The 25,234-nt window shown below is 67.8% G+C and carries 26 protein-coding genes; 1 reads left to right on the top strand and 25 read right to left on the bottom strand.

The genetic code is table 11. The features are described from left to right. Positions 1 to 367: 367 nt before the first annotated feature. The 10 genes from MFF26_RS05275 to MFF26_RS05320 form a co-directional block, all read right to left on the bottom strand. Positions 368 to 3,640 (bottom strand): hypothetical protein, encoded by a 3,273-nt coding sequence (locus MFF26_RS05275; protein ID WP_238307688.1) that lies wholly within the window; start codon positions 3,638 to 3,640, stop codon positions 368 to 370. Further along, positions 3,640 to 5,226 (bottom strand): hypothetical protein, encoded by a 1,587-nt coding sequence (locus MFF26_RS05280; protein ID WP_238307690.1) that lies wholly within the window; start codon positions 5,224 to 5,226, stop codon positions 3,640 to 3,642. The genes MFF26_RS05275 and MFF26_RS05280 overlap by 1 nt, the downstream gene beginning before the upstream one ends. A 414-nt stretch (positions 5,227 to 5,640) precedes the next feature. Continuing rightward, positions 5,641 to 6,939, bottom strand: coding sequence for a hypothetical protein (locus tag MFF26_RS05285; RefSeq protein WP_137829137.1), 1,299 nt, complete (start codon positions 6,937 to 6,939; stop codon positions 5,641 to 5,643). Between the two features lie 2 nt (positions 6,940 to 6,941). Then, the gene (locus MFF26_RS05290) at positions 6,942 to 7,352 is read right to left on the bottom strand and encodes a hypothetical protein (protein WP_238307691.1); all 411 of its coding nucleotides are present in this window, start codon (positions 7,350 to 7,352) and stop codon (positions 6,942 to 6,944) included. Beyond that, entirely contained in the window at positions 7,349 to 7,642 is a 294-nt protein-coding gene (locus MFF26_RS05295; RefSeq protein ID WP_137829139.1) for a hypothetical protein, read from the bottom strand. The genes MFF26_RS05290 and MFF26_RS05295 overlap by 4 nt, the downstream gene beginning before the upstream one ends. Next, a complete protein-coding gene (locus tag MFF26_RS05300; protein ID WP_137829140.1) occupies positions 7,639 to 9,135 on the bottom strand; it encodes a hypothetical protein in 1,497 nt (498 codons plus the stop codon). The genes MFF26_RS05295 and MFF26_RS05300 overlap by 4 nt, the downstream gene beginning before the upstream one ends. A 3-nt stretch (positions 9,136 to 9,138) precedes the next feature. After that, entirely contained in the window at positions 9,139 to 9,801 is a 663-nt protein-coding gene (locus MFF26_RS05305; RefSeq protein WP_238307693.1) for a phage adaptor protein, read from the bottom strand. 78 nt (positions 9,802 to 9,879) lie between these two features. Next, a complete protein-coding gene (locus MFF26_RS05310) occupies positions 9,880 to 10,524 on the bottom strand; it encodes a phage adaptor protein (protein WP_238307695.1) in 645 nt (214 codons plus the stop codon). 87 nt (positions 10,525 to 10,611) lie between these two features. Continuing rightward, positions 10,612 to 11,004: a hypothetical protein gene (locus MFF26_RS05315; RefSeq protein WP_137829142.1), complete on the bottom strand. Its 393-nt coding sequence runs from the start codon at positions 11,002 to 11,004 to the stop codon at positions 10,612 to 10,614. 83 nt (positions 11,005 to 11,087) lie between these two features. Continuing rightward, positions 11,088 to 12,182 carry a N4-gp56 family major capsid protein gene (locus tag MFF26_RS05320; protein ID WP_137829143.1) on the bottom strand — a complete coding sequence of 365 codons (1,095 nt, stop codon included), beginning with the start codon at positions 12,180 to 12,182 and terminating at the stop codon, positions 11,088 to 11,090. 715 nt (positions 12,183 to 12,897) lie between these two features. Here MFF26_RS05320 and MFF26_RS05325 point away from each other — a divergent pair. Continuing rightward, positions 12,898 to 14,010 (top strand): hypothetical protein, encoded by a 1,113-nt coding sequence (locus MFF26_RS05325; protein ID WP_137829144.1) that lies wholly within the window; start codon positions 12,898 to 12,900, stop codon positions 14,008 to 14,010. A gap of 136 nt (positions 14,011 to 14,146) precedes the next feature. On the opposite strand, the gene MFF26_RS05330 is transcribed toward MFF26_RS05325, so the two are convergent. The 15 genes from MFF26_RS05330 to MFF26_RS05400 form a co-directional block, all read right to left on the bottom strand. After that, on the bottom strand, positions 14,147 to 17,200 hold the full coding sequence (locus MFF26_RS05330; protein WP_238307696.1) for a hypothetical protein: 3,054 nt from the start codon (positions 17,198 to 17,200) through the stop codon (positions 14,147 to 14,149). 3 nt (positions 17,201 to 17,203) lie between these two features. Continuing rightward, positions 17,204 to 17,512: a hypothetical protein gene (locus MFF26_RS05335; RefSeq protein ID WP_137829146.1), complete on the bottom strand. Its 309-nt coding sequence runs from the start codon at positions 17,510 to 17,512 to the stop codon at positions 17,204 to 17,206. A gap of 39 nt (positions 17,513 to 17,551) precedes the next feature. After that, positions 17,552 to 17,767 carry a hypothetical protein gene (locus tag MFF26_RS05340; RefSeq protein WP_137831616.1) on the bottom strand — a complete coding sequence of 72 codons (216 nt, stop codon included), beginning with the start codon at positions 17,765 to 17,767 and terminating at the stop codon, positions 17,552 to 17,554. Next, positions 17,767 to 18,375, bottom strand: coding sequence for a hypothetical protein (locus tag MFF26_RS05345; RefSeq protein ID WP_137831617.1), 609 nt, complete (start codon positions 18,373 to 18,375; stop codon positions 17,767 to 17,769). Before MFF26_RS05345 ends, MFF26_RS05340 begins: the two co-directional genes overlap by 1 nt. A 41-nt stretch (positions 18,376 to 18,416) precedes the next feature. Beyond that, on the bottom strand, positions 18,417 to 19,484 hold the full coding sequence (locus MFF26_RS05350) for a hypothetical protein (RefSeq protein WP_137831618.1): 1,068 nt from the start codon (positions 19,482 to 19,484) through the stop codon (positions 18,417 to 18,419). A gap of 63 nt (positions 19,485 to 19,547) precedes the next feature. Next, positions 19,548 to 21,494: a portal protein gene (locus MFF26_RS05355; protein WP_238307698.1), complete on the bottom strand. Its 1,947-nt coding sequence runs from the start codon at positions 21,492 to 21,494 to the stop codon at positions 19,548 to 19,550. Then, positions 21,491 to 22,849, bottom strand: a complete 1,359-nt coding sequence (locus MFF26_RS05360; RefSeq protein ID WP_137831631.1) for a PBSX family phage terminase large subunit — start codon at positions 22,847 to 22,849, stop codon at positions 21,491 to 21,493. The genes MFF26_RS05355 and MFF26_RS05360 overlap by 4 nt, the downstream gene beginning before the upstream one ends. Beyond that, a complete protein-coding gene (locus tag MFF26_RS05365) occupies positions 22,785 to 23,249 on the bottom strand; it encodes a DUF2280 domain-containing protein (RefSeq protein ID WP_137831619.1) in 465 nt (154 codons plus the stop codon). Before MFF26_RS05365 ends, MFF26_RS05360 begins: the two co-directional genes overlap by 65 nt. Positions 23,250 to 23,268: 19 nt before the next feature. After that, complete coding sequence (locus MFF26_RS05370; RefSeq protein ID WP_238307700.1) at positions 23,269 to 23,901, bottom strand: putative metallopeptidase; 633 nt, start codon at positions 23,899 to 23,901, stop codon at positions 23,269 to 23,271. Beyond that, positions 23,898 to 24,047 (bottom strand): hypothetical protein, encoded by a 150-nt coding sequence (locus MFF26_RS05375; protein WP_171015606.1) that lies wholly within the window; start codon positions 24,045 to 24,047, stop codon positions 23,898 to 23,900. Before MFF26_RS05375 ends, MFF26_RS05370 begins: the two co-directional genes overlap by 4 nt. Further along, positions 24,044 to 24,379: a hypothetical protein gene (locus MFF26_RS05380; RefSeq protein WP_137831620.1), complete on the bottom strand. Its 336-nt coding sequence runs from the start codon at positions 24,377 to 24,379 to the stop codon at positions 24,044 to 24,046. Before MFF26_RS05380 ends, MFF26_RS05375 begins: the two co-directional genes overlap by 4 nt. Continuing rightward, positions 24,379 to 24,543 carry a hypothetical protein gene (locus MFF26_RS05385; RefSeq protein ID WP_171015607.1) on the bottom strand — a complete coding sequence of 55 codons (165 nt, stop codon included), beginning with the start codon at positions 24,541 to 24,543 and terminating at the stop codon, positions 24,379 to 24,381. Before MFF26_RS05385 ends, MFF26_RS05380 begins: the two co-directional genes overlap by 1 nt. After that, positions 24,543 to 24,815, bottom strand: a complete 273-nt coding sequence (locus MFF26_RS05390; protein ID WP_137831621.1) for a hypothetical protein — start codon at positions 24,813 to 24,815, stop codon at positions 24,543 to 24,545. Before MFF26_RS05390 ends, MFF26_RS05385 begins: the two co-directional genes overlap by 1 nt. Further along, the gene (locus tag MFF26_RS05395) at positions 24,812 to 25,060 is read right to left on the bottom strand and encodes a hypothetical protein (RefSeq protein WP_137831622.1); all 249 of its coding nucleotides are present in this window, start codon (positions 25,058 to 25,060) and stop codon (positions 24,812 to 24,814) included. Before MFF26_RS05395 ends, MFF26_RS05390 begins: the two co-directional genes overlap by 4 nt. Further along, positions 25,057 to 25,227 (bottom strand): recombinase family protein, encoded by a 171-nt coding sequence (locus MFF26_RS05400; protein ID WP_283207393.1) that lies wholly within the window; start codon positions 25,225 to 25,227, stop codon positions 25,057 to 25,059. The genes MFF26_RS05395 and MFF26_RS05400 overlap by 4 nt, the downstream gene beginning before the upstream one ends. Positions 25,228 to 25,234: the final 7 nt, after the last annotated feature.

Genomic DNA, 25,234 nt, shown 5'->3' on the forward strand with positions numbered 1-25,234 from the left:
CTGCTGTAAGCAGCTACAATTCGGCGTTATCAGAAATCTCAGACTACTTAAGGCGTTACGCGCGGTGCGTGGCGGGAAGCCAGGGCAGCGATGACTGTAGCTCAGAGTTTCGCCGCCTTCGTAACGCACAGAACGATTTTGAGTCGGCGGTCTTAAATCACCAGAGTTACTGTCGCTGATGCCCCGCTGGCTTCAGATCACCCTCAGCCTCGCCCTGTTCGCCGCCGTTATGCTGGCCCTGCGCTGGGTGCTGCACGCCACGGTGCCGGACGGCATCCGGTGGGCCGATGCGGCGATCGGTGAAAACACCGTCACCGTCATCATGGTCGTGGTGTTCTGTGCCTGCGCATATTTTGGTTGGGGGCCATCACTTCGCGCCTGGTTGGCGAAGCGGCGCGGCTCCGCCGTTGGCCAGCGTCATCAGGCGCCGGGTGAAGAGTTCGGCGTTCGGCGACCCGACGGGCGATTTCGCGAGCGCCCGTAGATCGGGAAGCGCGCGCGGATCGAACATCAGGCGTGACAACGCCTCGCTCTGACCCAGCATGCTCGCCCGGGTCATCGCGTCGCTCGCCGTCCGTCGCAGACCGACCAGGGCGCCCGCCGCTCCACCTGTTGCACCGCCGACAGATGCGCCAGCGGCGGCGCCCGTGGTGACGTCCGAGATAGCATGCCCGATCCGGGTGTTTCCGCTGTCGAGGCGCTTCTGGATCGCCTGATTGAACGCGGTATCCGACCCCTTCTGCGGCCGGTAGCCGGTCGCCTCCAGCGTCGTCATGAGGCGATCGACACCCTTCCATATCGTTTCGCCGTCGGGCAGGGCCCGTAGCACCGCCTCGAGGTTCCGCCGCTGCTGCGGGTTTCCCCGGACGGCCGAGGCGAAACCGGCACCGCCGTACTGAGCGGCGAGACCCCGCTGCTGTTGTGTCGCTTCGTTGAACACCCCCTCGAGGTGGACCCGGGCCAGTTCGCGCGCCGCGGTCGGACGGTTGCGGGCGAGAGCCGCCATCGCATCGGCAACCTCGTCCGCGCTCCCAGGCAGCGGGTTGGGGCTGAACACGGCGCCGATCGCGCGCTTCACGTTGGGCTGCTCCGCGATACGGCCGAGCGGAGAAGCGAGGACGCGGTCGAGCCCGTCACGAGCCCGGACCACGCCGTCGAGGCGACCATAGACCTCCGGCAGCATCTCCAGCACGTCGGCGTTGTCGCGAAGAAGCCCGTTCAGCCGGTCGGGATCGATCGCGCCGCGCTTGTCCGTCGCCCCGTCAAGGATCTGCGTCGCCAGCCGATTGCCGTAGGCGGTCCGCGCCTCCGGCGTGGCATTGGCGAGCAGCTCGCGCGCTGCGGTAGCGCCCCGGAGGTGCGACGGCACCTCTTCCGACGGGGTCGCCATGCGGCCGGTGAGCGGATCCTGCTGCGTCACCCGTCCGAGAGGCGTGTCGCCGCCGAAGACATCGAGCGGGCGGCTGTTACGGGCGAAGTTCGCGTCCGCCGTCGCGACCTCCGGAGCACCCTTAAGCTGCTCGTCCAGGCTCGCGCGCACGGTCTGGAGATCGCGCACCTTCGTCGCGTCGCCATCGCGCCGCGCTAGACCGATGCGCTGATCCAGCCGCTCGCGGGCATGCAGCAGGCCTTCGACGCTCAGATCGGTCTCGCGGACGCCGGAGACCGGATCGGTGCCGACCTCGAACAGATCGCGGCGGACCTGGTCGAGCGAGGAACGGACATCGCCCTTGGCGGTGAGCGCCTGCCTGTCGAGCGCATCGACCGCAGCCTGTGGGTTCACCTGCCCGAACCGCGGCGCGGAAATCTCTTCCGTCACCGTCGTCGGCACCATGCGCGAAGACGGCCCGCTCATCGGCTCTTTGGCTGCCATGACGACGCGTTCAAAGGCGGTGAGGGGATCGGAATGCTCCCCGCGCACCAGCGCCGCCGCGGTACGGTCCAACACGCCCTTATCGACGGTCCTGGGATCGACGCCGGCCTCGGCGAGCGCCTTGCGGACATCGGCCAGGGCGGTGCTGGACGCGGCCTGGAACTCATCGCGCATCTGACTGAAGCCGGAGCGGTCGTCGCTGCCCTGCCAGTCCCACGGATAGGTTCGGCGACCGCGCTGCTCCTGCTCCAGCAGGCCGATCAGCTCGTCGTGAATGTTGCGCTCCATCCCGCCGCCGCGATCCGGCGGAAGGTAGCCCTCTTCGATCAGCTTCGTGCGCCAGTACGCGTCGATACCTTTGCCGTTCTCGCGCACGAGGTTGGCGACGCCAGGCTGATGAAAGCGGTCGAGCCCGGCGGCCTTCACGTCACCACGCTCGAGGCCGATACCACCGTTCTCGGCGATGTAGCGCGCCAGCGATTTCGCGCCGGGCGGCACCGGAGGCGCCTCCGGCCGGGTCGGCGCCAAAGACCCGAGCGTGTCCGGCCCCTGCGGAGGCGGATCGTAGCGCAGCGGCGCACCCGCATTGTTGTTGAGGGTCTGGAGCATCGGCTCGCCGGGCCGCTCGACGGTCACGGTCCGCTCGATGCCGATCCGATCCGGCGCGTCGCGGGCGGCACCGTAATCCCGGGCGGCTTGCTCTGCACGGGTCGCCTCGCGGGCGTCGCGCACGGTCGTCATCTCGCGCTGAATCACCTGCCCGGCGCGATCGGCCGAAGTGCGCGGCCCGACGGCTTCGCGCGCCTGGGTCAGGGCCATGCCTTCGGGCGTTTGGGCGATGCCGGAACGGGCCGCGGCCTGGACGTCGAAGCCCAACCCGGTCGGCGTGCTCAGGGTCGGCGTCACGCCGTCGAAAGCGGCGCGAGCGGCATTGTCGATGGCGGCCGGGCGCGCGGCATAGAGTTCGGAGGCGATGCGTCCGCCTTCACCGCCGGAGTTCGCCGCGACGCGCTCCAGTTGCGAGACACGCCCCGCCCGTCCGCCGGTGGCGGCGTTGAGCGCCTCGCCGACCGACAGCGCAACCGGACCACCGGGCGAGGAAAGCGCTTGGTCGCGGATGAACTGTGCCGACGCGAGTTCGGCCTCGCTCAACCCTTCGGTGGCCTCGCGCAGCAGCGGCATGCCCGGAGCCTCACCGCGCACAGCCGTCACGAGCTTGCCAATTCCGCGGCCGACCACCGGGCCGGCGCCACCGAGCGCGCCACCGGTCCACGCACCAAATTCGATGTCGTCGAGTTTACCGCCGCTGCGCACCGCAGAGTCGGCGCCACCGAGGGCGGCGCCTGAGGCTGTTGCGGCGAGCGTCCGGACCCCAAGTCCTCCAGCGCCTACTCCGAAGGCGGCCGGAGCCGCGGCGACGAGAGGAGCGGATCCCACCACCCCGCCGCCGATTTCGCCCGCAACGCTCGCGATAGGATGCTCGGCCGCGGTGTTCTCGCCGAAGCGCTCGACGTTCGCGAGTTCATCCGAGAACCGGGTATCGTTCTTGAGGGACCGGATACCGGCTGCGACGCGATTCACGCCGCCCAGGAGGTACGGACCGACCACCGGCACACCGTTGATGAGCCCGCGGCCGACGGCGGCAGAAGCATCACCCACCTGCCCGTCGGCGAACGGGTCATGATCAACCGGCACGAGCTTCGGGCCGGACGACGAAGCCGCCGGCGCATCGGCGAATGGATCGTGATCGACGGGGACCAGCTTCATCACTGCACCTTCAGGTACTTGCCGGGCCGTTTCGGGTCAGGGACGTACCACATGCCGTCGCCGGCCTGCCGGGCGCCTGCCGGAGCGCCCTGTGGCGGCTCTTTCGGGGCCGACGCCGAGGCGCCTTCGCGGGCCAGCGGGAACAGCGGATTCGCGGTCGCGTACTCGTCGAGCACCTGGTCGAACCCGGCATCGAGCCGGCCCTGGTTCTTGCCGGCATACTCGCGCGCGAGACGCGCAACATCCTGCTGGCGCTGCGCCAGCTTCCGAGCCACGCCGATCAGGTCCCGGTTGCCCTGCTCAGACTGCGCGAGCGTCGGCGCGGTGCGGCTGATGTAATCGCGATCGGTGTTCGAGATGCCGGGGCCGAGCGAACCGCCGAGGCCGTCGAGCACCACCTTGTTCGAAAGGGCGTCGAACACTTCCGCAGCGGAGGCGGCGCGGGGATCCTTCACACCGAGCGCACCGAGGAACTGGTTCGCCCGCTTGATGCCCTCACCGCCGACACCGGAGTAGAAGCCCGGCGTCTTCATCGCCTGCTCCATCAGCGCCAGGGTATTGAGGGTAAATCCGGCATTCCGGCCCTTCGTGGCGAGGTCGAGCTGATACTCGCCGTATCCTTTGCCGACCGTGGCGTCCTGCGCCTTCTCGGCACCCATGTTGATCGTGGTGCCGGCCTGGTTCACCGCCGAGACCTTGCCGTTCGCATCGCGCTGGTACGAGCCGGACGGCAGCCCGAGCCGGACCCGCTGATCCTCCGGCACCATCGACACGGATTTGTCCTCCTGCCGCTGGAGCGCGACGGTGCGCTGTCCGGTGCGGCGATTGACGCTCCAGGTGTTGCCGGCTTCGTCCGTCTCGGTGCCGTAGACGTCCTGCGGTTGGCCCGCTGCGGCCCCCTCTGCCTGCGCTTGGGCACGGGCCCGGATGATGCTGGGATCGTTTTCGCGCCCATGGTTCGGGTCGCGCACGATCTTCAGCGCTTCGGTGACGAGGGAGGTGTTCGAGCCCGCCGCCAGCGCTTCGGCGTCGGACAGGTCCGGGAAGGCGCGTTTCAGGATCTGGGCGTTGCCCTGTAGGGCGCCCGTCTCCTGCTGAAGCTTGCGCTGCTTCAGCGCGAGTTCGGCCTGCGCCAGATCGGTTGCGACCCGAGCTTTCTGGGCGGTCTGGTGATGATTGAGCCCCACGCCGACGGCAGGGCCGAACCCCGGCGTGGTCATCAGGCCCATGCCGATCGAGGTGAGCAGCCCGTCGGTCGAGCGGATGGCGCCGGCAGCCTTGTCGAGGAAGCCGGGTTCCTCGCGGGTCGGCGCGGTGGCGAGGCCAGCCTGGGGCTGAGGCGCGGCCATGATCGGCTTCGCGCCCTCCGCCGGCAGGTCGGCCTCAGGGTTGCCCGAGAACTCGGGAGGACGGGTCGGCGGCATCGGCATGCGCATCGAGGCCGTGGCCGCCTGCGGGGCCGCTGCCTTGGGAGCAAGGCCCGGAAACCCGTGAGGAGCCGGGCCGGCTGACGCCGATCCTTCGAGGCGGCGCACGTCGTTCTCGGTCTCCGCGATCGCGGGTGGAGCAGCCTGAGGGCCAGCCACCGATCCGCTCATCGGCGCAGGGTTGAATAGCCGAGCGACGTCGTTCGGGCTTACGGAAGCCGTTCCACGACCGACAGGGGATGCGCTCGCCGAGCCTTCAAGGCGGCGAACATCGTTTTCAGTCTCTGCGATCGCGGGGGCGGCGCTCTGGGAGCCGCCCATCGACCCGCTCATCGGCATGGGACTGAACAGTCGCGCGACGTCTTCCGGGCGCATGGACGCCGTCCCGAGACCGACGGGGGATGCGCTCACCGTCCCCTTAAGACGGCGCACATCGTCCTCGGTTTCTGCAACCGCGGGGGCGAACGGTGCACCGCCGACCGGCCCGCTGAGCGGCATACGGTTGAACAGCCTCGCCATGTCTTCCGGACGCATCGAGGCCGCGCCGAAACCGAAGGGGGATGCGCTCACGGCTTAAACCTTCCCGTAGAACTTCGAGGCGGTGTCCGCGCCGGCCAACGCGAGGCCGATGAACTGCTGCAAGGCGCTCGGCTGCGGGATCTTCTTCGTCTCCTGCCCGACGACCGTTCCGCCGAGCCCGGCGGCCGGGAATACGATGCTGCTGGCGAGCCCGAGCGACTTCCACGGCGCGGCCTGCGTTTCGTCGAACAGCTCGCGGCTGGCGTCGATTTCCTCCTGGCGGGCGGCATCGCGCGCCGCGCCGACGGTGGTGACATCGCGACCGCCTTGAGTGAGGGCGGCCTGCATCGTCGGCACCATGCCGGCAGCGGCGAGCCCCGCCGCCCTGTCGCCCTGCGCCCCCGAGAGCAGCGCGCTCGACTGCTGGAGGCGGCGGGTGATGTTGTCGGCATCGAGCCCGGCCAGTGCGGTCTCGCCCGTCAGCGCGTCCTTGAGCGCGCCCTGCGCCAGCCCGGCGCCGGTGGCGGCGATCGAGGCGTTGCCCTGGTTCACGCCCGCGACCTGCCCCATCAGCGAGCCGGCGAGGCCTGCGCGGGCGTTTTCGGCCGCGTCGATGGCGGACGCCGCCGAGGCCTGGCGACCCCGCTCAGCGCTGTAATCGGCATACCGCGCTTCGGTGCCGATCCGGTTGGCGGAGTCGGCGATGGCCCCGGCGAACCGGCCGGAGCCGTAGCGACCGGAGGCGGCGAAACGCTGCGCGACGGCGGTGCCGGCCTCGTTCGCTCCGCGGGAGATGATCGATTCCAGATAGGGATTGCCGGCGTCGAGGTACTTGCCGTCGGCGACGTCCTGGAGGGAGCGCTGGGTCTGGGACGAGCCCGAGGCCAGCCCGGCGGCAAGGCCCGCGACCGGCTTAGTATCCGTCGCGTAGGAGCCGCCTGCCAGCGCGGCGCCCGTGGTGGCCGCGACGTTGTTCGGATCGGACAGCTTGCCGACGATGGCCGAGGTGCCGCCCCTGTTGACTGTCGTGTCGATCCCGGCGAGCCCTGCGGTCGCGTCCCGCGTCGCCGCGGTCGTGCCGCCGGAGGCGGTGAGACCGTTGACGAAGCCCGCACCGGACTGCGCGACACCGACCCCGGCCTGAGCGCCGGACTTCAGCATGTCGAGCCCGGCTTGCGTGTCGGATCCGAGCCCGGCGGTGCGCTGGCCTCCGTAGACCGCCGAGCCCGCACCGGAGTCGAGCAGCCCGTTCGCACGGTTGACGATGTTGGTGGCCGCCGGGATGGCGGGGGCCCAAGGCGTCGATTCCTGCTTCGTGTTGGTGGTCTGCGTCTTCGATCCGCCGCCGGGCATGGTCAGAGGTCCTTGGACAGAGAAATCAGGGGGCGGCGGTGGTAGCCGCGGAAGATGCGTTCCCAGCCCGGACGACCGCACAGGCGCACGCTCATGGCGCCGAGGTGCCGCGCCCAAGCCTCGAAATCGGGGATGACGTGCTGCCACGCTCGCAGCGAGCCGCCGCCCGCCGCGACGAGTTCGCAGGCCACGGTGCCATCGGCCTGGAGACAGAACCGGGCGACCGCGGCGGCGAGGATCGTGTCGTCCCGGCAGGTCAGCAGGAGATGCGCCGCGCCGGCCCGGCAATCGGCAAGCAGCGTGTCGGTCGAGATGTCACCGACGCTCCGCTCGCAGGCCCGGCGGAGATGCCCCTCGACGGCGGGCCAGTATCGCACCGCCTCGACAGGCGGGATGGCGTAGAAGCGGATCATGGCTTCCGCACCTCGAAGCGGACCCGTCGCCCCTCCGCTCCGGCAGCGTGGCCGAGCGTGAACGAACCGCGGCCCGTTGAAAGGACGTGGATCCCGGCCAGTGCCGCACCGGCATCGAGCGGGGAGAGCAGCACGAGGCTGTTCGGACCACACCGCGGATCCAGAACCTGCGTGGTGGAGGCCGCCGCGAGCGTTGCCTCACCGATGGCGTTCGAACTGCCCTGCGCGAGATCGCGGATCGCGCGGGTGATCTTCGCGAACGAGGTCTCGAATTCGCCGGGGACGATCATCGGCCGCCCTCCTCGACGACGTCGGCCTCGACGCCCGTTGCGTAGGACCAGGTCGTGCCGGCCGGGATGCGGAAGCGGGCCCGGTGCACTCGCGCCGAGACGCGGCACGGCGACCAGCCCTCGACGTTCGGGGGCCGCTCCCTCGCATAGACCGGCGCGTCCGAAGCCTTCAAACTTTCCCGACCGCCGACGGCGGCGCGCCAATCGTCGGCATCCGAAGACAGGCGGACGCCGCGCGCGAAGGCGCGGTTCGGCAGGAACGGACGAAGGTCCGGCGTCTCGAACTCCGCCTCGAGCGGATCGCCGTTGAACAGCGCGAGCCGATTGTCGGAGGTGACCATGCCGAGCGCGGGTACGCCGCCGGCATAGGTGGCATCGTCGAGCGAGAGCTGCCCCTCGTCATCGAGCGAACCCGCGATGTCGTCGATCGACGTGGCGGGCGTGGCCGCGACGAGGCCGGCGCGGATCGAGAGCGTGACCGGACCCGCCCACCGGTCGAGCAGCCAATCGTAGACCACGGCTTCGCCCAGCACCGTCGGATCGGCGGCCGGCGCGCCCTTGAGGCGATAGGCGAAGAACATGCGCGGGCCGGTCGCGTCGCGGATCGCCAGCGTCGCGGCGATGCGGTTCGGGTCCACCCTGGACAGGAAGAACCGATTCACGCGCTCCGCACCGATCGGCGTGGAGCTCGAGCCGGCGAACGGGAAGGCGTGGAAGCCGTCGCGATCGACGAAGAACACCCGACCACCGACCCGGGCGACCGCCGAGGGCGAGACCGCACCGCGGTTCTCTTCGAGCACGGTGAAGCCGAACACCGCCTCACCGCCCGCGAAGTCCATTCGGCGCGTGGTGCGCTCCTGGAGGAGGAGACCGCCATCGCCGCCGGCCAACCCGGTGACGGCACCGCCGTCGGGGAAGCTCTGAATGTCCCCGTCGTGGCCATCCTGGACGCCGAGCGGCCAGGAGGCGGGATCGCCGATGTCCGACCACTGCACCGCGTTCGGGTCGGAGGCGAGGTTCCCAAGCACTAGGTACTCGCGCACCACGGCGACGAGGCGGGCACGCGGCGGCGGAAACGCGCCCCCCGCGCCGAGATCCCGGAATTGCTTCTCGATGTCGACGTCGATGACTTGGGGCGGGGCGCCGAGATGCACCGCAACGAGCTGCATGCCGTAGAGCGCGAACTGCCAGGAATCGTCCGTCGGCATCGAGTACGTGCGGGCCGCGTTCGACACGTCGACCCACTCGCCCCGTCCGAGGGAGCGATAGAGCTTGGTGCCGGTCCCGGCGAAGTAGACCGGCGTGCCGAAGCGCGGGGAGATGACCGCGACCGCGCCGCGACAGGCCGCGGGCAGCGCTATCGTGATCGGGACCGGCGACAGGATCGGCGCGTAGCCGTCGGCGCGCGGCACGACGTTACGGGCGACAGCCGACACGGTGGCATCGACCGAGGCGACGTCCGGCGCGTATGGGGCGAGCGGGGTGGCGGGCACGGATCAGCTCAGCGCCTTGGCGGCGACGTCCGCCTCCATCTCGGCCGTCTTCTCGGGACGGCGCCCGACCTTGCCTTGGCTCGAGCCGCCCACGAGCAGCTTGAGCCGCTCGTCAGCGTCGGCGCGCCACTTCGCGGCGTTCGCCTCGTCCTTCTGGAATTTGTAGGCCTCAGCCAGCACCCCGTAGAGGTAGAGGTGCGGCGCCTTCGCGATCAGCCAATTGGTCTGGGCGCTCGCCGACAGCGGGGGGATCTGCCGGTAGAAGGCGAGGTCGATCGATCCGGCGACGAAGGGCTTGATCCGGACCGCGCCCGCCAGGACCGTGAAATACTGCGGCGGGCCGTTCGGGCGGTAGCGGAAGGTGAATTCCGGGCTGTTCGGCTCGAAGAAGCGCAGGGAGCGCGGGCGCAAGCCTCCGGTGGCGCCGGTCCATTCCGCGCTGATCCACTCGACATAGTCGGCCGGGACAGGAGCCCCCTTGAGCGTCGCGTCGAGCGCGATGGTGGCAACCTGCTCCATACCCGGCGCCTTCAGGGCCGAGTTGAACCGGTTTTCGGTGAGCTGCACGAAGGTCGGGAAATGCTCGTCGATGTCGCTACGGGCGAGATACGCGCCCACGGCGTCGAGGAGCGTGTCGTACGACGTGATCGTTGCCGGATCGGCCATGGTGTTCTCCGGGCAGGCCAGCCCGGTCCCCTGCGCTGTGTGGCGCCGGCAACGGGACGATCGGGATGGGAGGGGCCGTCAGAGGTCGTGCGCGGCGATCCGGCCGGACGAAGCGATGACGTTCGAGCGCGCCCGCAGGCGGCCCTCTTCCTCGCTCACGAGAACGCCCTGCGCCTGCGCGAGCTTGGCGTCCTTCAGGCTGTTCAGCGCGAGGTGCCGCTTGGCCGACGCCGCGATCAGGCTGCCGGCCTCGTCGGTCCAGGCGTTGCCTTCGTCGAGCGGCGGCACCGGCAGCAGGACATGCGCGGTCAGGCGCACCGTCCATTCCCCGGACGGCATCGGCCAGAGCCGGAGCGACCGGTCGAAGTAGGAGAACCCGCAGGGCCGGGACGGCGCCGCGGGATCGTCGAGCGCCTCGATCGACGTTTCGGGGATGCGCCGGAGCGTCAAGACCTGGCCATTCTCGATGAGAACGGCGCTGTCGATCGCCATCAGGTTCGGGATCGCCGAGGCGTCGCCGGAGCCGTAGACGTCCGTCCCCGGCAGGGTCACGAACGTTAGGATCTGCTCGTTGAAGAAGAAGCGGACCGGCTGGTAGTGCCGAATCGCCCGCTCAACGGCGCGGAGGACCTGCGGCTCCAGGTCGGCCCGCTCGATGTCGTCCTCGATCTCCGCGACGAGTTCGGCCAGCGTCGGGCGGTTCTGCGCGTCCGGCATCGGCATCGCTCGGTTCGGGAGGAGGGGGCGGCGGGGCCGGTGGCTCCGCCGTCAGGAGCGCGGCGGCCGCGAAGTGCAGCCAGACCAGCGACATCAGCCGTCGTTGTTCGGCGCGAACTCGAACGTGAGCGTCGCGGCGCCGGCGACCGGGCCGCCCGTGATCGTGCCGTAGAGCGGGGTATCGGCCGCCAGCGGACCCTTGAGGGTGCCGGTGTCTGGGCGCTTCACGCCCGCCGCGGTCACGGCCGAGTCGCCAGCCGCGACGATGTCGTTGCCGCCCGGCGTGGTGCCGACGATCAGCGCCGCGCCGGCCGAGAACGCGGTCGAGACGAGCACCAGGGTACGGGTGATGAGCGCGCCGGCCGGGAGCGCGGCGGGCATCACGAAGGTGCCGTTCGCGAAGGTGACGGAGCGGCGGACATAGTGAATTTCCTGCTCGCGGTACTCGCGCGCGGGCGGGTTGGACGGGGGGAAGTCGGTGGCCATGGCGGGCCCTCTTCAGGATGGGGGGAGGAGGACGCGCGGAGCCCGTGGCCCCGCGCGCTGATCACTCAGGGGAGGGCGATGCCTCAGGCCGCGTCGGCGGGCTTGGCGTAGGTCGGGATGACGATCGTGCCGAAGTCGTCGCCGTTGTAGGTCGTCTTCTTCATGCCCCAGATCGCCCAGGCCGAGACCTCGAGGTTGCGCTTGTGGTCGAGCAGCTCCTCGTTCCAGCGGTAACGGGTGTCCCCGCCCGCCTTGCCGTAGGCGATGGTCGCCGCCTGCGCGCCGAGCAGCACGGCGCGGCGGGTGTTGGGGACCGCGGACTTGCCATCGGCCGAGACGCCCGCGGTGATGTCCTGGGCCTCGCGCAGGATGACGCCGTTGTACTCACCGAGCGCGCCGGTGAAGATCGGGCTCTCGCTCGACTTGGCGCCGGCCATGGCCGCCTTCTGGATGTCCAGCCACTGGCCCGCCGAGGTGTTGGTGCGCAGCGAGGTGATCTGCTCCGAGGCGAGGTAGAGGATGTAATACTTCTTCCCGTTCACCACGACGGGGCGGATCATCACCTTGCGGCCCTGGCCGCCTGTCTTCGCCAGCTCGACGGAGCGGTCGATCAGGTCGAGGGTGAAGATGTCGCCTGCCACGAGGGCGGCGTCGTTGGCACGGCCGTTCGGACGCATGATGCGACCGGCCGACGGCGCGGTGACGACGTTGTTGGCGGTAAACTTCTTGCCCAGCTCGTTGGCCGGGGTGAAGCCGCAGACGTGGTTGAAGAAGCAGACCGTCTTGCGGGTCTGGAACCAGTCGGCGAGGCCGGCACGGGCCTGCTCACGGAGATCGAACGGCACGCGCTGCTGGTCGATCGTGTTCTCGGACTTCACGCCGACGACGTGACCGAGCTCGTCGATCGTGACCTTGTCGGAGTTGGTGCCGAGCTGCTCGCCGTTGCCCTCAGCGACGTCCGAGGACGAGAAGCCGGGGCCCTTGAGCTGCATGCGCAGGCCGAAGGTGACCTGGTCGCCGTTGCCCTTCTTGGTCTCGGTCTTCTCTTGGACGACCGAGGCGTCGGAGGTGCCGATCAGGGGATCGATGTCGATGGACTTGTTGGCTTCGACCGCGAGCTTCTTCGACCAGAGCTTCACGGCCATCGGGTCGTTCTGACCGAAGGCGGTATAGGACATGGGGGTGCCTCTGAGGCTTGGGATTCCGTGGGAAGGGGCGTTGCGGGCGTGCGTCGCGCCGCGGACGGAAGCCGGGCCCCATGTGCCGTTGGGGACGGTGGTCGGACGGGAGCCGTAACGGGGCTCAGGCGGAGGCGCTGACGCGGCTTGGGCGGATCGCGTGACGTGCGATCAGGCGAAGCGGCATGCGACGGCGCGCCGGTCCGCGGATCGCGGGCAGCGTGTCGAGGATGCCGAAACTCGGAGAGATGCCGCAGACGGGGCCTGTGCCCGCACGTCTCGCGACGGATAGTCCTTGGGGCCGTTTTGCCCGTCGGGTCAAGGGGGTTCGCTGGCTGCCGCAGCGGGAAGATCCCACCGCATCTGCCACATTCAGTACTGTCAGCGGTTCGCGATCACGAAGCGCCTGCGATAGGGGCTGTGCCCGAAGATGCACCGTGGAAAGGCGAAATGTGCGCTCAGGCTTCGTCGATCTAGCGCTCAAGCAGAGCGTCAGCAGGCGTAGCGGTAGGTGTTCACTATCCGTACGATGATAGAGGCACACATCAGTCAAAGATCATTCGAACGATGCCGGGCTCATCACAGGTCGAATCCGTGTACATTGCAACGCTTTCCCCTGACGGCTTAGCAGGAATAATAACTCTTTGCGATGGGTTGCAATGAATAATAATTCATGGTTGCTTGCCTCCCCTCTCAACGGGAGCGATCGAATCACATGCCCGCGCCAATTGTGAACTCGCCTACGCCACCGCAGAGCAGCTTGCCGCCTGGCGAACACGTCATCCAAGATGACGCCTCCATTTTCTCGACAGTCAAAATCGACGACGAAGGCCGAGAAATTTATCGGCGAACCCTCGATTTTAACTTGGGATTTGAAACCATCTTACAATACTATCCAGACGGCACATCGTCGTATTCAACAAGTTTTGATGGTCAGTTTGGAATTAACAATTTGTACAATGAACAGGGATGGATTGTATCCCAAGAGGATACGTTGATTGGTTTCCGCAAGACGTGGAGCTATGATGCTCTAGGCTTCATATCGCAAACTTCATATTCTACGACAGATATAGCTACAGGGCCCCAAATCGAAAGAGAAACTGAGCGAACTCCAGAGTTTTTCTATACTACTAAAGACGTTTACTACGGGCCGACGGAATCTCCATCGTTCACTGTTCTTGGCTCAGAATTCGGAACGCTACGTATCAGCTACGACGCGTCCGGGCTCGTCAGCAACTTGGCCCAAACCTACGTATTCGGAAATACATCTAAAATAGTCGATCAGTGGAACGATGCTGAAGGAGCACGCATTCCGCATCGACATTTAGAATACAATAGAGACGGCAAGATCGTCTTGGAAGAACGCTTCGATGCAGGCGACAATCTCACCTACCAGACAAAAACACTTGATGATGGCGCTCATTACGCGATGAGTATGGCCCCTGATGGCCAGCACATTCAGATCACCGAAACAGATGGTTCAATCCGCATACAAGAAACAGTCCGCAACGACGGGTCTCTGTTCGTCACCAAGCTCGGTAATGGCGCGTCCGTCGAAAGCACGTCTCACGACGATGTTTTCACCAGCACCGAGGGCGGCGCAACTTTCGTCTTCAAGGACGGCTTCGGGGATGACGTGATACGCAATTTTCACACCGGTGGGGCTAACCACGACACGATCGTGCTCGATACCGATCGCGAGGTAAACAGCTGGTACTACAACGGCAACGACAGCATCATCATCGTTGGCAACGTCGATTACGATACCATCATCCTTAAGGGTGTGAATATCGAGCAACTTCACCAAGGCGACATTCTCATCGTCTGATCGCTTAACTACGGTGAGACCTGTCCTTGATGAGGGATGACTGCACTACCAAATCGAGGACGACCGTGAGGCTGGCCAGGCAGCTGGTCCCGAGACAGATCAAGGCATCTCGGGACAATAGGCATGTGGCTTGGAGTTACGCAGGTCGGTTTCGCTCGAACGCCAGCTTCGCGCCCGTTTCCAGACGGAAGTTGTCGTAGACGGTCACAGTGGATGGGATCGGGCCGAGGTACTCGCCGAAGTCAGCCGCGCCGCTCTTCTGGTACGACGGGGAGGGCTGCGAAGCGAAGTAGTTATTCCGAACCACAGTGCCGGTATCGGCAGAAGAAAACGAGATGTCATAGTTCGGATCGACGATGACATTGTTTTCGATCGTGATCGTCACTCCCGCATCGATCGCGGCAATATCCGCCAAGCGGACACCCTGCGTATGGCCAATACCGCGACGCATGTCGAAGTAATTGTAGCGAATGACGATCGAGCCCTTGAGCGTGCGCGGAACGACGTTCGGGAGGACCTGGATCGTGTCGTAGTGCGGATCTTCGAGCTGAGACTGACCACCGCCGAAGCAGAAATTGTATTCGACAGTACCCCCGCCCTCTGACAACCGGATATGGTCCTCCGGCATGTTCCAGAAGGCGTTGAACCGATACGTCCCCGACCCCGTCCCGCCAGGGTGCATCAGGAACGTCATCGGGCTGCCCGCCGCGTCGGCGATGCTGCCGCCCACGGTGTTGTTGGTGACCGTCGTGTTTCCGTTCTGCCGGTTGTCGATCAAATACGACTTGGTTTTGGTCGGCTTGAAGACGTTCTGATCGAAGGTGAGGTTGAGCGGCGTGCCCCCGGAGGCCGGGATGCGGATGCTCCAATCATCCTGAAACAGCCAGTCGGAGATGAGGGTCTCGCCGGCCGGGATCGAACTGGTGAGGATGATCGTCCTGTTGCTCGTGTCGCGCGTCCAACCCGTCGGCAGGGTTGCCGTCGCGGCATCCTTGAGCGGAGCGGTCGAGGTACGGCCGACCTTGCGGCGCCCGGTCAGGTAGGCGCTGCCCTCGTAGGCGTCGGAGCCTGGCACGTCGCTCGCCCAGGGCACGTTCGCGAGGCTCAGCGGCGCCGGATCGACGGCCGCGTTGACCCATCCCATAAACTGCTTCCACGGGACCACGGCCTCCATCGCGATCTTGATGTGAGTACGCGGGCCAGGATGGAGGCCGCTGCGATCATTGTAGGCGGCCGTCACCTTCGTTCCGGCGGTGAACGCTTGAGAGCCGCCGCCCGCCAAGGTGACGTTGTTGCCGCTGATGCTGCGCACGGCGCTGTCGTAAGCCCCGGTGCCGCCGGGGTTCACGATCACGATGTCGCCGACCTGGACCGAGCCGAGGTCTGACAGCGGAAGGGTGGTCGCACCGGACGCGATGTCGGCCGAGAGCGTCGTGTTGAGCGCCACGACCCCGAGCTTGTCGCGGTTGTTGCCCGTGTCGAAAGCAATCGGCCGCCATGCCGCGAACGATCCGGCGATATACGGCTTGCCGTCCGTCGCCAGATCCACGCGAGCCCGAGCAGTCGGATCGCCGTTGGGCGCCCCCTTGCCGATGATCTCGTTGGCGGCCCAACGGATGCCGGAAGACGTGCCGCCGTTGTAGGAGTCGGGGGCGGTCGTCGTTTGATTGGCGAGGCTCTGATAGCCGTCCGTGGACGCCGGGCGCTGAAGCAGCTCCGAGTGATAGATCGGGGTGTTCGGCCACTCGTCGTGGCACCGCTGGTAGAACCCGGTGAGCCACGAGTACGGATCGGCGACGGTCGCGGAGTTCGTGCCGTGGTTCGTGCCGATGAAGGTCATCGGCACCTTGCCGCCGTTGGCGTCGGTGGCCTTCTTCACCGCATCGAGCTTGCGAGGCCAATTGGCCCGGTTGGCCATATCCGACGGACGCGACCCCTCGAGGGCAATCGTGCCGAAGGGGATGCGCTTGCTCTGGGTGTTGTCGTCGAGGCCGCGCTGCCAATAGCCCATGCAGCCGCGCGGGGAGAGGAAGCCGGTGAGCGAATTTTCATTCGCCCCGGCCTGGATTGAATCGCCCGACATCAGGCCGACTGGGCGACCATCCCAGCCCTTGGCGATCATGTAACCAGGGATGAACTGGCGGGCGAGGCCATTCGAGCCGGTGAGCGTCCGACCATCGGTCAGGGCTGCGGCGAGGCTGCTCGTTGCGCCCATCGAGACCTCGCCGAGATCGTTGGCACGCACCGACCCCCAGACCTGCGCACCGCTCGCCGCGTTGAAGGCGATGCGGCACTCGATCAGCGAATTGGCCGGCAAGGTGACACCGGGAATGGCGTCCAGCAGGTAGCCGCACGATTCCGTTGACGGGTCGATCGCGAAGGCAGCCGTCGGGCAGGAATACCACTGCCCACCGACCTTGATGCTGAGGCCCTCGTAATTGATGACGTTGGCACCAGCGACTTCGGCATTCGCGGCGCCGCCAGTAGTCTGGGTAAAGGTTGGCAGGAAGAACCGCGGCTCCGTCGTCGGATAGTCCGGGGTGCCGATGAAGAAGCTCTGGACCTGATAGATGCCGGCCGCCGGGAAAGTGCCCGTCGTCGTTGGGAAGCGCAGTCGCGTGGCAGCGAACATCCAGCGGGTCGGATCGCCCGCCGCCGGGGCCTCCACCGTCACCGTGATGTTGAACGTCTCGCCCGTGGTCAGCGTGACCGTGTAGGCCTTCGTGCCGACCGAGGAGGCGGTGAGACCGACGAGGATCGCGTTGCCGGCGGCGTTGAGCGTCAGACGGCCGTCGTTCGGTGCGATCGACTTCGCGGTCACACCGGCATCGAGGCCCGTGATCGCCGCGACCAGCGAGCCCTCAGACGCGCCGACCGTGAACTTGGTGGCCGCCGGGCCGAGACCGACGATGACGGCCGTGAACACGCTCTCGCCCGGCAGAGTCCAGGCGAAGCCGTAGCTTTCACCGCCGGCCGCTGCGGCGCTGAGGGTGTAGCTCGCCGCCCCGGTCGCCGTGACGGTGGCGGTGCCGAGTGTGGTCACCGTGCTGCCGACCTTCTTGCGGCAGACGGCGGTTGCGCCGGCCGGCACGGTGCCGGTGACGAGCATGGCGCCAACGGCGACCCTGCCGACCGAGGCAGCGGGCGAGTTGCCGCCGCCGAACAGGTTGAAGGGGTTGCGCTGGGCCATGGTTCAGCCCCGACGCAGGACGGTGACGGAGCAGGTCGCCGAGGTGCCGGCGGCCGAGACGTCCTTGACCGCGAGGTTATCGACGATGGCGGTGCCCTGCTGCGCGTAGAAGTCGAGCAGCGAGCCATCGTGCATCACGAGACGGAGGGTGCCGCCGACCGAGCAGGCCAGCGCGACGCCGTCACCGGAAGAGACCGGCGTGCCGGGCGTGATCGGCGCGGCGGAGCGATAGGCCGGCACCACCGACTGCGCCAGGGCGGGCAGCGGGGCGAGTAGAGCGCAGGCAAGCGCAAGGGTTCGGACAAGACGCATGGTGCGCTCCGTGGGGTCGTTCGGGGAGGGAGGAGGGGCTTAGGGGCGGTCGCCGACCCGCAGCGTGGTGCTCAGCACGGCGGTCTGGCCGCTCAGGAGCGTTGGGCGCACGCCGGGTGGCAGGAGGACGATGGCGACGACGACGCCAAGCGCGAGGATCGCCCAGCGCTTCGCCGGGGCGACGTACATGTTGGCCGGGATCATGGCCTCGGGCTCAAGCAGGTCCCAGCGGCGATACCCGACGTTGGCGGGCATCAGTCGACGTCCGCCTCGACCGTGACCGAGAAACGCTGCCCGCTCGCGGGGGTGAAGGCGGTGCGGGCCTCGAGCAGGGCGTAGATGTCCGATGCGCCCGCAGGCACGTCGAAGGCGATCGGCGGCGAGAAGGCCATGAAGCCCTTCGAGCCGTCGGAGAGGATGCCCTGCGCGAGCGTCACATCGGCGGAGCCGTAATAATTTACGTAGTTCGCGACCGCGGCGGCGAGCACGCCATTATCGCCGACGGCCGGTGCGACCAGCGTCTTGAACAGGTGAAGCCGCAGGGTGCCGACGAAGGCGGCCTGGTTGGTCGCCGCCCGAACCCGGATCACGCGGCCCGTCCCGCCCGGAATGCGGGCCACGCCCGGCAGGACCATGACGTTGCCGACGCCGGGCGCGGTCGAGGCGCCGATCAGGTCACCGACCGCATAGTCCGCGGTATCGGCCGGGCGGATCAGCACGCCCGTCGAGATGATCGTGGTGCCGCCGACCTGCCCGATGTGGGCCTCACCGGGGGCGTTCGAGGTGACGAGCGGAGCCGCGGCGACGCCCAGCGGATTGCCGGAGCGATCCACGAGCTGCGTGGTGACCATGGGTGCGGGCATCGTGCCGGGCTCCGTTCAGCGTTCGATCGAGGTGACCGCCCTTAGGCGGCCTCCCCCATGAGGCGGGCGACCTTGCCCGGGTTCTTCGCCTGGAAGGCCTCGAACTCGCTCTCCGACATGGAGGCGAGCATTTCGAGCGTGACCTCGCCGGCCGGAGCGCCACCGGCGGACGAAAGCGACTTTGAGGCAGCCTGCCCGGCAGCGAGGCGGGTCTGGCGCTCCGCTGCGGTCTCGGCGTGCGCAGCGGCCGGGGCGGCGGGCTCCAAAGCCTTCGGGGTGAAGCCGCGCGACTTGGCGAGGGCGAAGGCCTGCTCGGCGGGCGAGACGTTGCGGGCGAAGCAGGCGCGGACGAAGGACAGCTCGTCGGCGTTGGCCTGCGCGATGGCCTCCTGGTCGTTGAGGCCGAACATCTTCAGCTCGGCAACGCGACCGTGGATCAGGTAGGCGTAGGCATCGCCGTAGGTCGGTTCGGCCTGGACGAGGCGGGCGTGATCGCGCTGGAACGCGGAGACGATGCTGTTGCGCTCCTGGGTCTCGCGATCGGCCTCCGCCTGCTGCTTCTGCGCCTCCGTCATCTGCTGCTGACCGGAGGCGATTTCGGCGAGCCGCTTCTCGAGGTGCTGCACGTACCCGAAGATGTCCTGGTTCGGATCCGGGATGGGCTCGGGCTCAGCCGCCACCGGCTGGGCGGCCTGCTGGCCCTGCGGACCGGCCTGCATCGCCTGTGTCAGGAGCTTCAGGCGCTCGTCGCCGCGGGCATAGCGCTCCTGCAACTCGGCGAGTTGGCGCTCAGCGTTCTTGCGGCGCTCGCGCTCCTGATGGAACGCGCCATGACGGACGAACTTGCCCTTGTTCTCCTCGGGCGATCCGTCTTCCGCGTCGGGATCGACCACGTCGCCGGGCGCGGCAGCCTCACCGCTCGCCGCAGGGGCAGCAGGGGCAGCAGGAGCAGCCGCGGCCGCCTCGAGAGCAGCAGCGCCACCCGGCGCCGGCTCACCGCCGCCTACGAGCGCGGCAGAGGCCTCAGCGCCGCTCGCATAGGCGTCGAACGCGGCCTGTTCCTCAGCCGTGAAAGCATCATCGCCGCCGCTGTTCGCGTCGTCGTTCATGGTCGATTCCTCGTAACGTGATGGAGACGAAGGCCGGACTGACGCGCCGACCGTGCGGAAGGGTTAGGCCGCGAATGCCGCGGCGGGCTGGGGCGGTGCAGCCATGGCCGCCACCTTCGCGAAGCCGTCGATCCGGTCCTGTTCGGCCAGCCCGCGCTCGCGATCGGCTTTCGCGGCCTTGAGACCGGCGCCCGCCGTCATGTCCTCGATTTTCGCCACCGCGGTGCGCACCGCGATCTGACGCTGTTCCTCGGCATGCGGATCGGTCGGCGCGTTGGCCAGCAGCTCGCGCAGCTTGGCGACGAAGCTGTCGGGGAACGGCGAGTAGGGCAGCACCTCAAGGAGGACCTGAGGGGTAATCATGTCCTTGATGATCGGCAGGACTTGCACGAACGTCGCCCAAACCCGCTCCTGCTGGTTCGGCGAATTCGGCGCCTCGTCGATGACGACGTCGTACTGACCCGCCGTCTTGTCTCGCACGAGCGGCACGACGCGGGTGCCCTTATCGCCGACGATGCGGATCAGGCGCCCGTCGGAGAGGTACGTCTGGATGAAGTAGAGGCGCACGCGGCCAATGTGCTTGCGGGCGCGCCGCAGGGCATCGAACAGCGAGGCCAGGATCGTCATGGCCGCTTGCTTGCGCTGGTACTCCAGCACGCCGGCCTGCTCCTGCTGCTTCGCCCCCAGCAGTTCGAGGTTCACACCGGACGAGTCGCGGATCGACCCGATGGCGAACTCCATGAGCTGCCAGTGCCCCGACGGCAGGACCGGCAGCGGCTTTTCCTTCATCCGGCCGCCCATCAGCGCACCGTCGGTCATCCAAGAGATAGCGCCGGGCTTGGCGTAGGAGGCTTCGAACGCGGCTTGGTCCGGCACCGCGCCCTCTTCCATCATCATCCCGCCCTTGGCCTGGCGGTTGAGCATGTCGAGGGTCTGGCTCAGCCACTTGTTGGCGAAGCGCTGCGGATCGCGCATCGGCCGCACGATGCCGAACCACGAATTCCGGTTCTGGTCGCGGTCGCCGGTCAGGAACGCGTAGCTGAAACGGTCACCGGCCGGGGCCGGACCCTGCTCCAGGACCTCCGTCCCGAGGAAGGCGCGCCGATAGCGCCGCTTCATTCGGTGGACGATCTGAACCGGCATGGCGAGCACGTTGGCGCGCCGCTCCAGCACCGCAGCCTGCTCCGGCTCCATCTCGGTCGTCTCGCCCGTGGCCGGGTTGATGGCCACCGCGATGCGGACCCGTTCCCACCACTGGCATTCGACGATCGTGACGCGGGACGTGCCCTCGTCGGCGGTGCCGGGCCGATCGATGCGACGCTCGCCGGCCCCGATCTCGCGGTGCGGCTTCCCACCGTCGCGATCCTCAGCCCATGCCGCATCGAGCACGGACGGATCGGTATCGGGGAACAGCCCCTCCGCTTCGAGGCGATCCATGCTCTTCGCGCGAAAGATCCGGCGGGCATCCGAGAGGTTCCGCTTCGCCGCGGAGGCGTCCCAAAACATCTCCAGCGGGTTGACTCGATCTTCGCAGTACGCGCCGTCCGGATCGATCTCGTAATCGAGCCGCATCTCGACGACGCCGAGCCCGCAGATCGCGCAGTCGACGAAGGCGTCGGATTCCTCGTCCTCCGCCTCAGCCTCGTCCGCGAGGTAGCGCGAGCCTTCGGTGAGCAGCTCGTTCAGGGCGCCGTCACCGACCTCGCGCGGCAGGTATTGGATGTCCTGGCGCGCGTTGACCTCGGAGCCCGCAACCGCCTTGATGACCGGCAGGACGCGGTTGAACGTGATCGGGGGCCGACCCTGCTCCCGCAGCGCGGCCGCATCCTCCGGCGCCCACTGCTCACCCGCCACGAAATCGTAATCGATCCGAGCCTCAGACCTCCACTTCGAGGAGGCATCGCGATCGGCGCGGAACCACCCCTGCAACTTGCGCAGCAGCGCGGCATCTTCGAGGGCGGCCCGCTCCTCAGCGGACGCGGGCTCGCGATCGGCGTGGGTGTCCGTCATGCCGCCCAACCCGATCCTTGTGAGGTGCTGGCGCGCTCGCGACGGCGGCGCGCATAAACGTCGTTGGGGCCCGCCACCGTCTCATCGGGCGCGCGCGGCTTAGCGATGCCGACCGCGAAGTAGCGGAAGGCGTCGGCGCCGTGGCTGGCCCAATCGTGCAGCGGGTTCTTCGAAAACTGCTGCGTGTCGGGATCCACGTCGTAGCGATAGTTCCGCAGCGCCTGGAGCCCATCGGCGCAGCGGGTCTCATCGAAGAAGCACCGCCCGAACACCTGGCGCGCGGCGTCGATGCCGGCGGCGACGGTCAGGCGAGGCACGATGCGGACCCGGTACTTGGCGTCCCAGAGTTGCTGCTCGATGGTGCGCTTCGAGGCCAGAAGCTCGTTCTGCGCGTCGTGAGGGAGCCAGTTCTCCCCGTAGACGTAGGCGCGTTCCTCGGAGAGCGCCTTGAGCTTGTCGAGGTAGTGCTCGAGCGCGAAGCCGCGGTTCTCGTAATAGTCGATCAGCCGGAACTCGAAGCCGACCATCTGGGCAAACCAGATCGAGGTTTTGTCCGCCCGACCCAGATCCCAGAACGTGTGCACCGGCTTCGAAGGATCGAACGGAACGCTGGTGAAGCGCCCGTCCCGCGTCGCCGCCAGGATCTCGTTCGAGTAGATCGCGCCGTCGAGGACCTGCTTGCAGTGCCCCTCCCAGACCGTCTCATAGGCGATCGGGTCGCGGGCCAGCAGGTCTTTCGCTTCCTGCTGTAGCTCCACCGGAAACCACGGATTGTCATACCAATTGATGGTCGCGACTTCCGAATTTGTCGGCGGGTGCGCAATGAAACGCTTGTACGTTTCGTCCTCTGCAAGCTCCGGGTTGAAGCTGATCCAGATTTCCGAACCCGGTTTGCGGATCGTCGGAATCAGCGTGTCCCAGGACGACTTCGAGACGGTGCGGGCCTCTTCGACCCAACAGATGTCGACGCCCTCGTAAGACTTGATCTTCGTGACGTTATGCCGAAGGCCCTCGAACGAGAATTCGGTGCCGTTCGCCCCGATGATCCGCGTTTGCTGGACCTGATAGAAGTGGCCCAGCCCGAGCTTCTCGGCTTGGTCCTTCAGCAGCGCGTGCACGCTGTCCGCAGTCGAATTCTGGAACTCGCGGGCGCAAAGAATCCGGAGTTTCCGCTCCGCACCGAGGATCAGGAGCGCCCGAGCAAAGGCCCAGGATTTCCCGCCCCCGCGCCCACCCTTGGCGATCTTGTACCGCTTCGGCCGGAACAGGAACGCCAGCTTGCGCGGGAACTCAGCCGGGTTTGCCAGGGCCGTCGATGAAGGTGACGGCGATGCCGGCGACGAGGGGTGAGCCATCCTTGCCGCTCGCCTCAACCTGTCGCTTGTTCGTGAAGGCGTCCCCGCATTCCTTCGCGACCTGCTCCAGCAGCGAAGCCACGAGGACGGCGTTACCGCGCTTCTCGGCCGTCTCAATCAGGCGGGAGAGCGTCCGCAGGCGCACCACCTTGTGCGAGACCGCGATCGCCGCCGTATCGGCGAGGAAATTTGCGCGCGTGGCCTCGAACAGGTCGCGGAATTCTTGCGACAGCGCCGCCCCCGCGCGCTTGCCCGGGTCGTAGGCTTCGACGGCCTGGCGCGTCGTCTCGATGCCGAACTCTTCTTTGACGGCCTTCGCCACCTCGGAGGGGGTTTCGAACATCGCAAGTTGTTGAACGACGAAGCGTTTCACCTCGTCAGACAGTGCGTTCGCGCTCATCGGAAGCGTCAAGGTCCCGTCAAGGCCGCCGGCAGGTGCCGCACACGCTGCTGATGTCCGCCGAGCAGATCAGCGGGGCCCGTGCGGCGGCTTCGACGAGCGCCCGCGTCCGACCCGCCGCCGGGCCGACGCCGTACCGCTCGACGATGCCGACGAACTCTTCGACGTCATGGCCACGGATGCCGAACACGGGGCGGCCGGTCTGGCTGTTGAAGCGCGGCGCGCCCCAAGCGTCCTTCTTCTGGCCAGCGTGCAACAGCTCGTGCTCGACGAGGGCGCAAAACGTGGCGTCGTCAGCTTGGTCCGCGAATCCGGCATCGAAGGTGAGCAGGAAGTCTGGCACGTCGCCGAACCAGGCCATGATTTGCTGCGTCCAGCGCGCCTTCGCCCAGCGATTGCCGATGAAGGTCGCTTCCTCGCACAGGCCGACGACGGCGTTGCCCTGTCGCTCATTCGGGAGCGCGCACCAGAGCATCCCGAGCCGGGCGTCGCGGAGGTACGTGTGTTCCTCGTTCAGGAGCAGCGCACCTTCGTCGATGAAGGTCGCGCGGGCCCAAGCCTCCAGGTCGTGTGCCGGCTCGACGGGCGTGAGCGTGAGCGCGCCCTCAGTGCCGAGCAGGCTTTCCGGAGGCCGCGGGCGAGACAGCATCATGCCACCAGCGTCAGGCAGGCCGCCGGGAACCAGCGCTCGCCACCGGGCCACGCGCACAGGAAGCGGCGCGGATAGAGCTCCAAGTCGACGACGAGCATCTGACGTTTGCCGGAGTTGAGCCGGACACGGGAGCCGACGCCCATCATGCGCGCGCCATCCCCTCGACGCCGACGCATCGAGCGGTGACGCGCCACGGCAGCCGACCGACCGGCAGGCCGAGCGCGGCGGGCGGCAGGACGGCCGCGAGATCCTGGAGGCGAGCGGCGCGACCGTCGCAGGCGTAACGACCGCCGATCATCCGACCCGACCCGAGCAGCGGGCGACAGACCTCACCGCGGCAGGCGCGAGCCTCGACGCGGAAGCCCAGGACCTCCGCCTTCACCGGGGCGGACGAGCCGAGTACGAACAGCAGCGGCACGAGGCCGAAGGCGAGCCACAGCGGGTCAAGCCGGGGCGGGCGGGGATCGGCGGTGTGCATCAGAACCACTCCTCCCGAACGAGCGCCCGGCGGGCCTCGTCGAACCGCAGTTGCGCGCTGGCGACGGCCAAGGCGGTCTCGGCGTTGTGGTTAGCCTCGCGGGCGTCGCGGGCCACGTCGAGCGCGCGGCGAGCGGCCTCGAGGCGTTGCTCGGCGACCGACATCAGGCGGCGGCCCGCATGGCGGCCGGCGTGCCCCCGAGATCGCCGGTCGGCAGGCCGCCGCCAGGCACGACGCCGACGCTGAACAGCGAATGTCCGAGGCGCTCGACGGCGAAGGAGCGGGCAGCATCGGCGGAGCCGAACTTCTCGGCGCGCGCCGCATCCCGGGTCCACACCAGCGGACGCCAGCCGTTGGCGGTGTCGCCTTCGGTCTCGGCGTGGGTGAGGTAGCGACGGCGAGCGCCGGCGCCGAAGTAGATGGCGAAGGCAGTCACAGGCTGAACCTCGAAAGGGCGAGCCGACGCAGCTCCACCGGATCGGTGGCGACGTCGTCGGCGGGCGTGGTGACGAGCACGGGCGTCGCGGCCGGCAGGCGGCACACCGCCATCAGGATGCGGACGCGTTCGGCCTCACGGCGGATCGCGCTGGGATCGCGCATGTGCGCGCCGTAGGCGGATGCGGCCGGCTCGGTGCGGCCGAGGGCGATCGCCTCCGCGCGCGACATGGGGGAAGCGCTCATCCGACGATGGCCTCGTGCGAACCAGGCTGGAGGACGTGCGTCTCGGCCCCGTTCCATCGGAATAGGTACTCGACGGCGCCGCGGTATTTCGGATTGTCGAGCAGGTACGAGACGGAGGAGACCCGCCACGTTCCGCCGCTCGGCGAGGGGATGCGATCGGCGTTCAGCCCGTCC

This window comes from Methylorubrum suomiense (assembly GCF_022179765.1).
Lineage (GTDB): Bacteria > Pseudomonadota > Alphaproteobacteria > Rhizobiales > Beijerinckiaceae > Methylobacterium > Methylobacterium suomiense.